This window comes from Xanthomonas euroxanthea (assembly GCF_903989455.1).
Classification (GTDB): domain Bacteria; phylum Pseudomonadota; class Gammaproteobacteria; order Xanthomonadales; family Xanthomonadaceae; genus Xanthomonas; species Xanthomonas euroxanthea.
Genome location: NZ_LR861803.1, coordinates 4,860,486 through 4,875,548 on the forward strand (window position 1 = coordinate 4,860,486; position 15,063 = coordinate 4,875,548).

Sequence of the window (15,063 nt, forward strand, 5' to 3'; positions counted from 1 at the left end):
ATGGCGCGCAAGCGGTGTGTGCTCGCCCCGAGGGGCGCGCGGCTTGCGCACAGCGCTGGGCGGGAGTGCGGTCTGTTGGGTCATGGCTCGGATGCTTCGGCGGCGGACGTACCCTCACCCCAACCCCCGCTCCGCGCCCCAGCCCGCGCCAGCGGCGCGGGCGCTCCAAGGCACGCGCGCCAGTGGCGCGCAACCAGCGCCTTATCGCCCCCGGGGGAGCGGGGCTTTGGTGCGTCAGCGGTAAGGGGCTGTGCGCTAGCGGGCATCGGGCGTGCCTGGGTTGCTGGATGTCGACTCTGGGGCGCTGCCGGCGAACAGGGCGTCCAGGGCCTGGACCAGGGCCGGGTCGAAGCGCCAGGCGTGGATGCCAGGCGCAACGGAGACGGATGCCGCCTGGATGCCGGGTGCGGGCGTGGCGGACATGGCGTCGCTGGCGGGATCGGCGCCGGGGTTGGCGACGGCGTTGCGGGCAGGATCGGAGCCGGAGCCGGAGTTGGCTGCGGCATTGCGGGCGCGGTCGGAGCCGGGGTCGGTTGCGGCGCCGCGGGCAGGGTCGGAGCCGGGGTTAGCCTCGGCATCGCGGGCGGGATCGGCGCCGGGGTTGGCCTCGGCGCTGCGGGCAGGGTTGAAGCCGGGGTCTGATGCCGGGTTACGGCTGGCGTCCAGGCCGCGGCAGAACAGGTAGCGCACGCCGCCGAAGTCGCGGGCGTAGTCGTAGCCATCGCCCAGGCGGAAACGCAGCCAGCGGTGCAGCGCGACGGTGTAGATCAGCGCCTGCAACTCGTACTCGCTGTGCGCCATGGCGCGGGCCAGGGCGTCGGCGTCGTAGCTGGGCAGGCGGTTGGACTTGTAGTCGAGCACGTACCAGCGCCCGTCCACGGTGTAGGTGAGGTCGATCAGGCCGGTCATCAGGCCTTCCAGCCGCTGGCGCGCGCCGAAGGCCTGGCGCTCGCCGACCACGCCAAACCGGTGCAGCAGTGCCAGCAGTGCCTCGACGCGGGTGGGCCGCATGGCGAAGTGGAATTCCATCTCGTTGCGGCGCTGCGGCGCGGGTACGGCGGCCAGGGGGGTGCCTTCGGGCAACATCACGGTGAGGGTGTGGCCGATCAGGGCGGTGAGCATGGCCAGGCCGTCGTCCCATTCCTTCTCGACGTAGCCGCCGCGTTGCAGCGCCTCGAGGATGGCGGCGGCCTGCCCTTCGGGTGCGGGTTGGCCGGGCTGCCACGCCTGCCAGGCGGAAAAGTCGCAGCGCTCGAACACGTCGTGCATCACCACGCCGAAGCGGTTGCCGGCAAAGCGCGGGTCGAAGGCGTCGACCTCGGTGGCCACCGCGATCGCCTCGCTGCCGGCCGGCTCGTCGCTGCCGCCGCTGCCGACCACGGTGGCGCTGGCCATCGGGTCGCTGGCGGCGCCGGCATCGGCATTGGCCAGCTGGGTGAAGCTGTAGACCCACCAGTCCGGGGCGATATGCCGCTGCGGGGTGCGCGCGGGCGGCACCTGCGCCTCGACCGGCGGCGGCAGCCGCAGCAGGGTGGCCGGCGGCGTGGACGTGTCCACCACCACCGCGCCCTCGCCGGCCGCGCCCTGCAGCGCGTCGAGCGCGCGCAGCATGCCGGACAGTGCGGTGCGCTCGTGCTGGTGGAACGGGCCGCTGGCGATCCACAGCGCGTGCTCGGCGCGGGTCAGGCCGACGTAGAGCAGGCGCGCGTCTTCGGCGCGTTGTTCCTGCTTCCAGGCCGCTTCGGCGGCGCTCCAGCTTGGGTCGTCTTTGTCAGTCTTCCAGTGCAGCTGGCGGCCGAGCTCGGGCGCATGCACCACGCAATGGCGGCCGGCGCCCTTGTCGCTGCGGCCGATGCCGATGTACGGCAGGAACACCAGCGGATACTCCAGGCCCTTGCTCTTGTGCAGGGTGACGATCTGCACGCGGCGCGCGTCCGATTCCAGCCGCAGTTGCTGGGCTTCGTCGTTGTCGTCGGCATTGGCGATGCGGCGCGACAACCAGTCGACCAGGCCATGCGGGCCGAGCGCGCGGGCGTCGGCTTCCTGCAGCAGTTCGGCCAGTTGCAGGTAGTTGGTGAGGCGGCGTTCGCCATCGACCAGGGCCAGCAGGCGTTGCCCGTGCGCGGCTCCCAGCTCGCCGATCAGGGCCAGCGGGCCGCCGCGTTGCCAGCGTTCGCGCCAGTCCAGCGCCTGTTGCTGCCAGCGGCGGTGGCGCTCGCCATCGTGTGCAAGCGCGGCGATGGCGGCGGCGTCCGCGCCAATCAGCACGGTGGCCAGGGCGGCGCGCAGGCGGCTGTCGTCACCCGGGTCGAGCAAGGCCTGCAGCAGGGCCAGCAGTTCCAGCGCTTCGTCGGTGGCGAACAGGCTTTGCTTGCCTGCGGCGACCGCCGGAATTCCCACCGCGCCCAGCGCCTGTTGCATGCGCGTGGCCTCGCCGTGGCTGCGCACCAGCACGGCGATATCGCCGGCCTGCACCGGGCGCGCATTGATGGTGGCGGTGCCGTCGCGGCCACCGGCCAGCCAGCCGCGAATCGCCGCCACGCAGGCGGCGGTGGCCAGCTCGCGGGCGCGGCCGGCGCTCCAGGGTTTGGGCTTGCCTTTCGCAGGCGGCGGCGGTTCCGGCGCACGCCACAGCGTCAGCGCCGGGGCGGGGCCGCCATCGCGTTGCAGGTCGGCATCCACCCGCTTGGTGCCGGGCTGCACCGGGTGGAAGGCGATGCCGTCGGTGAGGAAGGCCTCACCGTAGCCGGCCTGTGCGTACAGCGCGTCGATGGCCGCCAGCACGCCGGGGCGCGAGCGGAAGTTGTGGCTGAGCGGCGGGGCGAGTTCGGCAGTGACCGCAGCGGCCAGATAGGTGCGCACGTCGCCACCACGGAAGCCGTAGATGGCCTGCTTGGGGTCGCCGATCAGAAACAGCGCCGGCGCCAGGCCGGCCGCGCGCGCGAGCGGGCCTTCGCCGAACACGTTGGAGAAGATCGCCCACTGGCGGTCGTCGGTGTCCTGGAATTCGTCCACCAGCGCGATGGCGTATTGCGCGCGCAGCCGCGTGACCAGGGCGCCGGCCTGCGCGCCTTCCAGCGCGTGCGCAACGCCATCGACCAGGTCGTCGTAGGTCTGCACGCGGCGCTGGCGCTTGAGCAGTGCCAGCCGCGCGATGGCGTCCTCGCGCAGGGCGTGCAGCAGGCGGATGCGGCGACGCGTGCGCCATTGTTCGACATGCGCCAGCGCGGTGAGATAGCCGTCGATCTCGTGGCTCAGCGGCGAGGCCGGGGTGCGCTCGACGAACTTCTTGTTGGTACCGGCGGCCAGTTCCGCGGCGGTTAGCTTGATCAGCTTGGGGTGCGGGGCGGTGTTGACCGATGGCGCGGCGGCGAAGCTGTCGAACCAATGCCACAGCGCTGCCAGCCACTCCGGTTTGTAGCTGACCTTGCTCAGGATGCCGCCGTCGATGGCGGCCATCAGGGTGTCGAAAAACGCGGTGCCATGCGCCTGGAATGCGGCGGCCAGTGCGGTACTGGTGTCCTGCACGGCCTGCAGCAGCGCAGCGGAATCGTCGTTTGTCGTGGCGGCCGCCGGCAGCAGCGTTGGATGGCGCACCAGTGCGCGCAGATCGCTGGCCAATGCCTCCGGGCCGCCCGACCACAGCGCGATCAGATCTTCGGCCATCGCCGCGTCGGCGGCGCGCTGGCGCCACAGGTCGGCGGCAACTTCGCCGAGCAGTTCGCGGTCGTTGGCGAGCAGTTCCGGCGCGGCAAAGGCCTGGCCGCTTTCCAGCGCGTGCTCGCGCAGCACGCGCGCGCAGAAGCCGTGGATGGTGAACACCGCGGCCAGGTCGATTTCTTCCACCGCCTGTTGCAGGCGGCGGCGCAAGGCGGCCGGTGTCTCGGTGCCTTTGGCCAGGTGGGTGGCGAGGATGGCGCGGGTGAGCAGGACGTCAGGCGGCTCTTGTAGGAGCGGACCTGGCCGCGACGGGTCGTTGGCGAAGTCGGTCGCGGCCGGGGCCGCTCCTACAAGAGCCGATGCGCCATCAGGCGCCGGTGTTGTGGGCAGGTCGGCCACAGTCGCGGCCTGGGCCGCTCCTACGAAAGGCGAAGGAGTCTCGGGGACCAGGGTTGCGGCCAGCACCAGGCGCTCGCGGATGCGGCGGCGCAGTTCCTGGGTGGCGGCCTCGGTGAAGGTGACGGCGAGGATCTGGCCGATGCGCAGGCCGCGCTCGACCACCAGCCGGGTGAACAGCGTGGCCAGGGTGAAGGTCTTGCCGGTGCCGGCGCTGGCCTCGATCAGGCGCACGCCATGCAGCGGCAGGTGCAGGTACGGGTCGGTGACCGGGCTGGCGCTCATTCGGCCTCCTCCTGCGCGCCGTGCCAGTGGCGCCAGCTCTCGACCAGGCGCTGCGGATCCAGCATGGCGTCGGCGTTGCCGCGCTCGAGCAGGTCGTACACGCGGTGGCTGGTGGTGGCGAACTCGGCGAAGCGCTGTGCATCGGCGAACGGGTCGCGGCCGCGGTTGACCAGGCGCAGTTCCGGGCTGTGCGATTCGCTCCAGCCGAAGCTGGATTGCCACTGCCCGGCGGCCTCCCTGATGGCCTTGTCCAGGTCGTCGCCGCGCGCGGCCTGGTGGTATTTCCAGCTGCTGTAGGGCGCGAAGGCCAGCGGCGCCTGCAGGCCGTGCCGATATAGCTGCAACAGTGCGGCCAATGCAGTTTGCGCCTGCGCCTGCGACAGCGGTTCGAGGTCGATGGGATGCGGGCCTAACCCGTCTTCGTGTTCGAAGAAGCGCACATACGGCGCGTGCTCGCCGGCAGCGCGCAGCAGCAGCCATTCCAGGCCGTGGCGGATCGCGCTGCGGCCGCTGAGCGCGCCGACCTGCACGCGCCCCACCCCGCTCGCATACCAGCCGGGCACGCGGCCGTGCACCTCGACATCGCCGATCTGCACCTGCAGCCGGTGCGACTGCGCCGGCGCCTCGCCGCGCCATTGCCGGAATGCCTCGGCATACGGGCGCAATTGCGCCACCCGCTCATCGAGCTGGCGTCGCCCCAGCGGCCCGGACGGCAGCAGCGCACGCGCGCGCAGACGCTCGTAGAGCCGGCCGGTGTCGCCGGCCAGTGCGGCGTCGAACACATGCTGCTGCAGGCCGTATTGGTCCAGCCCGCGCGTGGGCGCCAGCAGCGGCTCCAGGTCGCTGTCTTCGCTGGCCGGGTCGGGCAACCGCATGCCGAGACGATGGCGCAGGAACTGCCCGGCCGGGTCGGAAAACAGGCGGCGCAGGTCGTCGATCGAGACGCTGCCCGGCACTGCGCTGTCGTCGGCCGGCAACGCACTGGCCACCCACGGCGCGAGGGGCTGGCGCTGGCCGACCAGGCTGTCCACCGACGGTCGCCATTGGCGGCGATAACTGAAACGGCGCGGGTCGGCGCCGTGATCGCCCGGCGCACCGAAGGCGGCGGCGGCGAATGGCTGCAACGGGTGCTCCACCACCAGCGTGGCGATCGCCTGCGGGTCGGCGTGGTACTGCGCGGCGCTGCCCAGCAGTTCGCTGACCAGCACCGACGGTTCGCGCGCGCTGCCATCGCGCGCATCGGCGCCGAGATAGCTCAGGTAGAACACATCCTGCGCAGAGGCGAACAACTGCAGAAACAGGAACCTGTCGTCCTCGCGGGTTGAACGGTCGCCATGCCGGCGGCGCTCGGTGCCCAGCTCGGCGGTGAGGCGATTGAGCCCGGCGGCCGGGTCGCGGCGCGGGAAGTCGCCATCGTTCATGCCGAGCAGGCAGATCACGCGGAACGGCAGCAGGCGCATCGGCACCATGCGGCCGAAACTGATGCCGCCGGTGAGCAGCGGCGCGCGCGTGTCCGACTCGCCCAGCACCGCAGCGAAGTGCGCACGCACCACCTCGGCCGGCACCTTGCCAGCGTAGTCGGCGCGCACCGCATCGCGGGCGAACTGGTCGATCAATGTGCGCAGCCGATCCAGCGCGCGCTGCGCGCGCGGTGCCGACGGCGCCTTCGGAATCAACGCATCCAGCAGGCCGAGCAGATGCTCGCGCCACTGGACCGGCGTCATCGCTTCGGCAAGTAACGATTGATGGCGTTCGAGCACGCGCAGCAGCTTCAACAAAATATCGAGTGCGGCCAACGCGCTGCCTTCCAGCTGCGGCCAGGGCGCCACGCCGTCGATATCGTCGTCGGCGCCGCTGGCATGGCCGAGCAGCAGCCGGTCCAGTGCGAAGCGCCAGGTGTAGGCGTCGTCGCTCGGTGCCTGGTGCTGACGCCGGTGCGCCGCATCCAGCCCCCAGCGCGCGCCGGCCGCGTGCAGCCAGCCGCGCAGGCGTTCCAGCCCGGCTTCGTCCAGGCCGGCGGCCTCGGCGATCGGCGCGCTGGCCAGCAGGTCGAGAATCTCGTGCAGGCCGAAGCGTGCGATCGGCAGGCCGAGCAAGCTCAGGAACACCTCGGCCAGCGGCTCGCTGGCCAACGGGCTGGCATCGGCCAGCGCGTACGGCAGCGCGTCGTCGTTGCCGTGGCTGCCGAACACCGCGTCCAGGTACGGCACGTACGGGTCGATGTCCGGCGACAGCACCGCGATCTCGCGTGGCTGCAGTGGCGGGTCGAAGCGCGCATCGTCGAGCAAGGCGCGCAGCTGATCGTGCAGCACCTGCAGCTCGCGCAGCCGCGTGTGGCAGGCATGCACCTGCAGGCTGGGGTCGTGCAGATTCACCGTCGGCAATGCGGCGGGCACGCCTGGCGCGCGACGATGGAACAGGTCGCTCTGCATGCGGCGCAGCAGGCTATCGCCCAGGCCGCCGTCGGCCAGTGCGCGGCGGCCGGACTCCAGCGGGTCGGCGTAGACGGCGATCTCGGCCAGCGGATGCACCACCTCGTAATCGCCGACCAACGCCATGAAGTCGCGCCCGGCCGCGCCCCAGGCCTGCAGCAGCGGGTTTTCCTGTACCTGCTCGGCAAACAGCTGCACCGCGCCGTCTTCGCGGCGGCGTTGCCACAGGGTCTGCAGATCGCCCCAGTACCCTTGCGTGGGCGTGGGCAGATAGAAATGCAGCGTGCCCACGCGCGCCTGCGTGGCCAGCACGCGCAGCACGTCGGGCGAAATATTCAGGATGGCAAAGGCGAACAGGCGCCTGGGCAAGCCCTGCGGCAGCGGACCGTCCGGGCGCGCGTAGCGATCCAGGTACTGGCCGATGCGGCGCGCGCGGTATTGCCGGCCGGCGGCAATGCTGCGCCACAGCCGCGCCTGCGGATCATCGGGGTCGGCGCCGCCTTCCCAGCGCAGCAACCAGTCGCGTCGCCAGGCCTGGTACTTCTCGAACACGTTGCCCAGCTCGCCGGCCAATGCCCAGGGCTTGAGCGCATCGCCGTCGGACAGATAACCGGCCAACGGCGCCAATGCCGCATCGCTGCCCAGGTCGGCCTGCAATGCGGCATACAGCCGCCACTGCGTGGTGGCCATGTCCAGATCGTCGTCGGCCGGGCCGAGATTGCACTCCAGCGCGCGCGCGACGAATTCGCCGGGGGTGAGGAATTCCAGGTTGGCCGCCACGCCGTGCTCGGCCGCCAGCGTGGACTGCAGCCAGCGCCGCATCGCCACCTGCGGGATCAGCACCACCTCCGGCTGCAGCAACGGCTGCTCCGGCACCGGCCGGCGCAGCTCCTGGGCGAGCAAGGCGGCCAGCGTATCCAGCGCATTTGACGGATAGAGGCGGAAATCGGGCGCGGAAGTGGCGTGCATGCGTGCGTGCATTGTGCCGGATGCGGCCGTGCTGCGCTGTTTGCCAAGGATCTGCATGCAGCGGTCGGTGCCGATGCCCAGGGCTGTCCTATGACATGGGCAACTGCTCAGCCGCGCGTGGCGATCGACTGCCGAAACGCGGCAGACCTGAGCAAACCCGGCACCGACACCGGCAGGAAAGCAGACAGGCAGACCAGGCTGCACGCTGGCTTCGATGCACTGCGGCCGATGCGCGTGGCGGCCTGTCTACAACCCACCGTCGACCAATGCGCAGCGCAGCACCAATGCCGCCATGCAACACATACCGCCGGCGGCATCACAAACGCGATGGGCCGGGGTAGTCGCCCGGCCCATCGCGTTGCTCAGTGCATGACGCTGGAGACGATCAGTATTTCTTTTCCAGATTGATCATCCAGGTCTGATCGTTGTTGCTGTCGCCGTCGGTGATGCCGCGGTATTCCAGCCGCGTCGACAGGCCCTGCTCGGTCAGCAGCGCCGCACCGATGCCGACCATCAGGCGGTTGCGGTCGAACGCGCTCTGGCCGGCACGATAGAACGGCCCGCCGTTCAGGTCGGCATAGCTCAGCGTGGCATCGCCGCGGCCCTGGAAGTCGCGCTGGTATTCCACGCGCAACTGCGGGGTCAGCCGGCCCCAGGCCACTTCGCGGCGCCATTCCAGGCGCAGGCCCAGGTTGCCGGTGGTGGTGGCCACGTCCATGTCGTCATAGCGCAGCGCGAACGGCGCCACGCCGTCTTCGACATAGCCATCCAGCGTGGCGCGGGCCACATCCACACGTGCATACGGGGTGATCTGCAGTTCGCCGCGCTGCAGGTCCGCACCGGTGGAGACCGACGCAATCCACTGCTTGCCGTCGCGGTTGCCCTCGGCCATCGAGCTGTCGTCGGTGACGAAGCGGCGCAGGTCGTAGGACAGCAGCTGGTAGCCGACCAGGGTGTCGAAGAAGAACGCCTTGCCCGGATGGAAGCTGGCATACAGCGCCATGGTGTAGGCGGTGGCCTTGGAGTGGCTGCCGTTCCTGCCCACATCGCTGTCGTCGCGGCCCCAACCCAGGCCCGCACCGATCGCCAGCGACTGTGCCACCCGGTAATCGGCGCCCACGCTCAGGCCGTCGGTCTGGAAGTCCACCCCGTTGCTGTTGGACTGCTTGTCCAGGCTGCCCGAGCGGATTGCACCACCCACCCACAGCCCCAGATCGCCCTGACCCTGCGCGGTGCTGTTGCCGCTGCTGGCCATTGCCGGCGCATCGCGGAAGTCGTTGTCGGCCTCCTGCGTGTCCGGGCTGCACGGCTGCGCACTGATGCCGCGGTCGGCCTGGCGGCAATGCGAGGTCGGCTGGAAGCTCACCGCGTTGCTGAAGGTGCCGCCGCCGCGGTGGGTGGCTTCCAGGCGGCGCTGGAAGTTGTCGATCTGCGCGCGCGCAAAGCGCCGGGTGGACTCGGACTGCGCATCGATCAGGCCACGCACTTCCGCATCCACGCTGGGGTCGCGGCGCGGCGCGATGGTGAACACCACGCTGGCCGGCACCGAGGTGGCGAACGCATTGGACAAGGTGAACTGCACCGTGGCCTGGCCGACGAAGGCCGGGTTGGGGGTGAAGGTCAGCATGAACGTGGGCGTCTCGGCCATCGCAGCCGCCGCCGGCGACGGGCCGGAAGCACGCGCCGCCGCCGCGGTGGCGGTACCGCCAGTCCGGGTGATGGTGGCGGTACCGGCCGAGGCCGGCAGCACCGCGACCACGGCTGCAGCCACGAACGGCCCGCCGGTGGCATTGCGGGTCAGGTCGACCTGCTGCGCTTCGCCGGGCACGGCCGCGGCAGTCACCGACACCGCCACCGGACGTGCATTGACCGTAATGGTCAGCGTGACCGGCGCCGACGTACCACCGCTGCCGGTGACCGTGTAGCTCACCACATCGGTGCCGACGAAACCGGCGGCCGGCGTGTAGACCAGCTCCAGCCCGTTGACCACGGCGGTGCCGTTGGTCGGCGCGGTGGCAATGCCGATCGATGCGATGTTGCCGGTGTCGTTGGCGGTCACCGCCACCGTCACCGCAGCATCGGACATGGTCGCCGCCACATCCGCCACCGCCACCGGCGCCGCATCGCTCACCGTGAAGCTGTAGGCCTGGGTGGCGCTGGCATTGCCGGCGTCGGCCACCGCGATGGTGAAGGACGAGGTGCCCTGCGTCGTCGGCGTGCCCGACAGCGTGCCGTCGCTGGCCAGCGTCAGGCCAGCCGGCAAGGTGCCGCTGGCGATGCTGTAGCGATAAGGCGCGACGCCACCGCTGGCCGTGAGCACCTGGGTGTACGCGCTGCCGCGCGTCGCCGGTGGCAGGGTGGGCTGCGCCAGCACCAGCGTCGCCGCCGCGATGGTCAGCGTGTAGCCGCGGCTGGCCTGGGCCGCCGGGCTGGGCGTGCTGTCGGTCGCGGTCAGGGTGAAGTTGAACGTGCCCGACGAGGTCGGCGTGCCGCTGAGACCACCGGTCGCCGCATCGAGGACGATACCGCTCGGCAGGGCGCCGGCTGTCAGTGCATAGCTGTAAGGCGCGATACCGCCGGTCGCGGGCGCGATGGTCGCGGCGTAGACCTGAGCGGCCGTGCCGGCCGGCAAGGTGCTTGCTGGCAGGACCAGGTTCGGGCCGTCCACCGTGAAGGTATACGCCTGGGTGGTGCTGGCATTGCCGGCGTCGGCCACTGCGATAGCAAACGAAAAGACGCCTTCGGCGGTCGGCGTGCCGGACAACGTGCCGTTGCCCGACAGGGTCAGACCGGCAGGCAAGCGGCCGTTGGCGACGCTGTAGGTATACGGCGCGACGCCGCCGGACGCGGTCAGCACCTGACTGTAGGGCCTGCCACGCACCGCTGGCGGCAGCGTGGGCTGGCCAGGCACCAGGGTGGCTGCTGCAATCGTCAGCGTGTAACTGCGGCTGGCCTGGGCCGCCGGGCTGGGCGTGCTGTCGCTGGCAGTCAGGGTGAAGGCGAAGTTGCCCGACAAGGTCGGCGTGCCGCTGAGCGCACCGGTCGCAGCATCCAGCACCATGCCGTTCGGCAACGTGCCGGCCGTCAGTGCGTAGCTGTAGGGCGCGGTGCCACCGGTCGCAGGCGAGATGGTCGCCGCGTACGCCTGCCCGGCCGTGCCTGCCGGCAGGGTGCTGGCCGGCAACGTCAGGTTCGGGCCGGCCACCGTCAATGCATAGGCCTGCGCAGCGGTGAAGCTGTTTGCGTCGGTCGCGGTCACGGTGAAGTTGAAGCTGCCTTCCACCGTCGCGGTACCCGACAGCGTGCCGTTGCTGGCCAGGGTGAGGCCTGCCGGCAGCGTGCCGCTTGCTAGCGTGTAGGTGTACGGCGCGGTGCCGCCACTGGCGCTCAGCGTCTGGCTGTAGGCCGTGCCGCGGGTGGCGGCCGGCAGCGTGGTGGGCACGACCACGATGACCGGTGCCGCGATGGTCAGCGTGTAGCCGCGGCTGGCCTGCGCCGCCGGGCTGGGCGTGCTGTCGGACACGGTCAGGGTGAAGGTGAAGGTGCCTGCCACGGTCGGCGTGCCGCTGAGGCTGCCGGTGGCCGCGTCCACGACAACACCCGCCGGCAGGACGCCGCCGGTCAGTGCATAGCTGTAGGGCGCGGTGCCGCCGGTGGCGGGCGTGATCGCCGCGGTGTACGCCTGCCCGGCCGTGCCTGCCGGCAAGGTGCTCGCCGGCAGTACAACGTTCGGGCCGGCAACGGTCAGGCTGTAGGCCTGGTCGCCGGTGAAGCTCCCCGCATCGGTCGCGGTCACGGTGAAGTTGAAGCTGCCTTCCACCGTCGCGGTACCCGACAGTGTGCCGTTGCTGGCCAGGGTGAGGCCTGCCGGCAGCGTGCCGCTTGCTAGCGTGTAGGTGTACGGCGCGGCGCCGCCACTGGCGCTCAGCGTCTGGCTGTAGGCCGTGCCGCGGGTGGCGGCCGGCAGCGTGGACGGCGCAACCACGATCGGCGGCGCGGCGATGGTCAGGGAGTAGCTCTGCGTTGCCTGCGATGGCGTGCCGCTGGTGCTGTCGGTGGCGGTCACGTTGAAGCTGAAGCTGCCCGCAGTGCCGGGCGTACCGGTCAGGGCGCCGCTGCTGCCATTGAGCGTGATGCCCGCCGGCAGGGCGCCGGCGGTAACGGCGTAGGTATACGGGGCAATGCCGCCGGTCGCCGGAGTGAGCGCGCTCGAATAGGCCTGGCCTGCCGTGCCGGCCGGCAGGTTGGTCGCCGGCAGGGTCACCGTCGCGCCTGCCACGGTCAGCGTGTAGGCACGGTTGCCGCTGGTGGGGCTGCCGCCGCTATCGGTAGCGGTGGCGGTGAAGTTGAAGCTGCCGGTGGCGGTGGGTGTGCCGGACAGCACGCCGGCAGCGCTCAGGGTCAGCCCGGGCGGCAGCGCACCGGCCGTGACGGCGAAGGTGTACGGCGCGGTGCCGCCGCTGGCGCTCAGGTTCTGGCTGTAGGCGCTGCCGGCGGTGGCTGCCGGCAGCGTGGCCGGCCCGACAATCACCACCACATCGTCATTGACGATGGTGCCGGTGCCGGTGGCGCGCGCGATGCTGGCGTTGCTGGCACCGGACAGGCCGATGCTGAAGGTCTCGCTGGCCTCGACCGCGGTGTCGCCATTGACGGTGATCGCCACGCCCTGCGCAGTGGTACCCGGCGGAAATGTCAGCGTGCCCGACCGCGCGACGTAGTCGCTCCCTGCGGTGGCGGTGCCGTTGGCGGTGGCGTAATTGACCGACACGGTCTGGCCGCTGGCCGCGCTCAGGCTCACCGTGAACGTGGCCGTGGTGGTGCCGCTATTGCCTTCGTTCACGCTGATATCGTCGATCGACAGCGACGGCACGGCATCGTCGTTGACGATGGTGCCCAGGCCCTGCGCATCGGCCACTGTCGCGCCGGTGACGTTGCTGACGTTGACGAAGAAGGTCTCGTCGGGCTCGCTGAGCGAGTCGCCGTTGACCTGCACGGTGAAGGTGGCGCTGCTGCTGCCGGCGGGGATGGTCTGCCCGGCCAGGCTGGAGGCGACGTAGTCCACGCCGGCAGTGGCAGTGCCGTTGGCAGTGGAGATATCGAAGCTGACGCCGCCGGCGCCGGCCGGCTGGCTCAACGAGACAGTGAAGGTGGCATTGGTGGTGCCGGCGTTGCCTTCGCTCACGGACATGTCGTTGATCGACAGCGACAGCTGGTCGTCGTTGACGATGGTGGCGGTGGCGCTGGACGGACTGCCGATGCCATAGCCGCTGCCGCTGGCCACGCTGATCACCACCGTCTCGTCGGCCTCCACCGTGGTGTCGGCGACCGGGGTGACGGAAAAGGTGGCCGTGGTGGCGTTGGCGGGCACCACGATGCTGCTCGGCGCACCCGTGTAGTCGGTGCCGCTGGTGGCGGTGCCGCCGCGGCTGAGGTTCACCGTGGTCGCCGAACTGCTGCTCTGGCTCAGCGTCACCGTGTAGGTGAACGCTGCGCCGCTATTTTCGTTGAGGCTGGCCGGGCTCACCGCGATGCTGGCAGTGCGCGATGGATTGACGGTGATGTTGAAGACGATCTGGTTGTTGTCTTCGTCCAACAGATAGAACGAGTCCGATGTCGCACCATCGCCGTTATTGGTATAGGTCACCTGTTCGGTGCTGTCAGGATTCTGACCGGGAAGACTGTATGTGCCATGCGCCGGGGGCACGCCGGGATCGGTCATGCCGATATTGGAAGGCCCGTCGCAATCGCCGACTTCGAAGGACACCGAGCCACCTGAGTTGACGGTGGCGCTTTTCGGAGTCGGGCAGTAGGCAGCCAGGGCGACGTGAGAGGTCGCCAACAGCAACAGCGCCAGCATCCAACGCAGCAGCAGGCGCACGCCACCCGAGGCGGCGAAGGTCGTAGACATAAGTTTTCCCCGAAAAAGCACGCCACCCCAAATGGCGTCGGCAGCGGTCCTGGTGCCTCGGATCAGCGCAACGCAATGCCTTAAGAGGCATGTGATTCAACTATAGCGCTATTTGAACTGGAACTGACTGCCAGTTAAAGAATGAAAAATTAATACTTCATCTCAATTAGGATCTTGGTGGCTTGTGGTATGCAATGTCGGCAGGTATGACTACGTCAGTCTCCGACAGTCGGTCGGCGGCGCACCTACGTAGGGAGAGCTGCATGAGTGAGTTCTTCATCGGCCAGATCATGTTGACCGGTTTCGCATTCGCGCCGAAGTATTTTGCGCAGTGCAACGGGCAATTGCTGCCAGTCAATCAGAACCAGGCCCTGTTCAGTCTGCTCGGCACGCGCTTCGGCGGCGATGGCAGGACCACGTTCGGCTTGCCGGACATGCGTGGGCGCACCCCGATGGGCTATGGGCCGTCGGCGGATCCGAACTGGCAGCCGCCTGCCGCTCCCATGGGCCAGGCGGCAGGCGCGGAGACGGTGACGCTGGTGGCAGACAACCTGCCCCCGCACAGCCACCTGATGAATTGCAGTAGCGCCAACGGCGACAACCGCACACCGACAGGCCGTCTGTTCGCGAACAACAACGTCGCCTCCGGGACTGCGCACGCGTTGTACGCCGCGCCTGGCGCGATGGTGCCGCTGTCCCAGTCCACGATCGCCAACAGCGGCGGCAGCCAGGCGCATCCGAACCTGCAGCCCTATACCGCAATCAATTTCTGCATCGCGCTGTCCGGCATCTTCCCTTCGCGCAGCTAGGCGCCTCCGTATCCGGGGGCGCCGGCGTACGCAGCCTTGCGTACGACGCCCCATCGACCAGGAAGAATTTCATGGGTACTCCCTTCATTGGCGAAATCCGCATGTTCGGTTTTGGCCGCACTCCCCAGGGTTGGCAGGCGTGCGACGGCTCGTTGCTGCAGATTTCCGAATACGAACCGTTGTACGTCCTGCTCGGCACTGTCTACGGTGGCAATGGCACCAGCACGTTCGGCGTGCCGGATCTGCGCGGCCGCCTGCCGATCCACCAGGGCCAGGGACCGGGCCTGAGCAACTACGTGCTCGCCCAGCACGCCGGCACCGAGACGGTGACGTTGACGGACCTGCAGATGCCGGCGCACACGCATACCGCTCAGGCCACCACCACCGCAGCGACGGCGACCGCACCGGCGGGGTTATTGCCGGCGGCGGTCAACGGCAGCACGTTCTACGTGAGCGATGCAACCGGTGGCACCACCTTGGCGATGTCCACGCAGAGCACCTCGTTCGCCGGCGGCAACCAGCCGCACGACAACCTCATGCCGACACTGACGGTGCAGTACTGCATCGCCACCACGGGCATCTTTCCGCAGCAGGCCTGATCCCC

5 protein-coding genes are annotated in these 15,063 nt (G+C 69.8%); 2 read left to right on the forward strand and 3 right to left on the reverse strand.

Annotated elements, in window-relative coordinates; all coding sequences use genetic code 11:
• Positions 1-255: 255 nt before the first annotated feature.
• From recB to H7A86_RS20275, 3 genes are all read right to left on the reverse strand, one after another.
• Positions 256-4,341, reverse strand: coding sequence for an exodeoxyribonuclease V subunit beta (recB, locus tag H7A86_RS20265; RefSeq protein ID WP_119132640.1), 4,086 nt, complete (start codon positions 4,339-4,341; stop codon positions 256-258).
• The gene (gene recC, locus H7A86_RS20270; RefSeq protein WP_119132672.1) at positions 4,338-7,742 is read right to left on the reverse strand and encodes an exodeoxyribonuclease V subunit gamma; all 3,405 of its coding nucleotides are present in this window, start codon (positions 7,740-7,742) and stop codon (positions 4,338-4,340) included. The genes recB and recC overlap by 4 nt, the downstream gene beginning before the upstream one ends.
• A gap of 385 nt (positions 7,743-8,127) precedes the next feature.
• A complete protein-coding gene (locus H7A86_RS20275) occupies positions 8,128-13,386 on the reverse strand; it encodes a putative Ig domain-containing protein (protein ID WP_425509762.1) in 5,259 nt (1,752 codons plus the stop codon).
• A 527-nt stretch (positions 13,387-13,913) separates the two neighbouring features.
• On the opposite strand from H7A86_RS20275, the gene H7A86_RS20280 reads away from it, so the two are divergent.
• Positions 13,914-14,459, forward strand: coding sequence for a phage tail protein (locus H7A86_RS20280; protein ID WP_119132641.1), 546 nt, complete (start codon positions 13,914-13,916; stop codon positions 14,457-14,459).
• A 71-nt stretch (positions 14,460-14,530) separates the two neighbouring features.
• Positions 14,531-15,058 carry a phage tail protein gene (locus H7A86_RS20285; RefSeq protein ID WP_115678192.1) on the forward strand — a complete coding sequence of 176 codons (528 nt, stop codon included), beginning with the start codon at positions 14,531-14,533 and terminating at the stop codon, positions 15,056-15,058.
• The last annotated feature ends 5 nt before the right edge of the window (positions 15,059-15,063 follow it).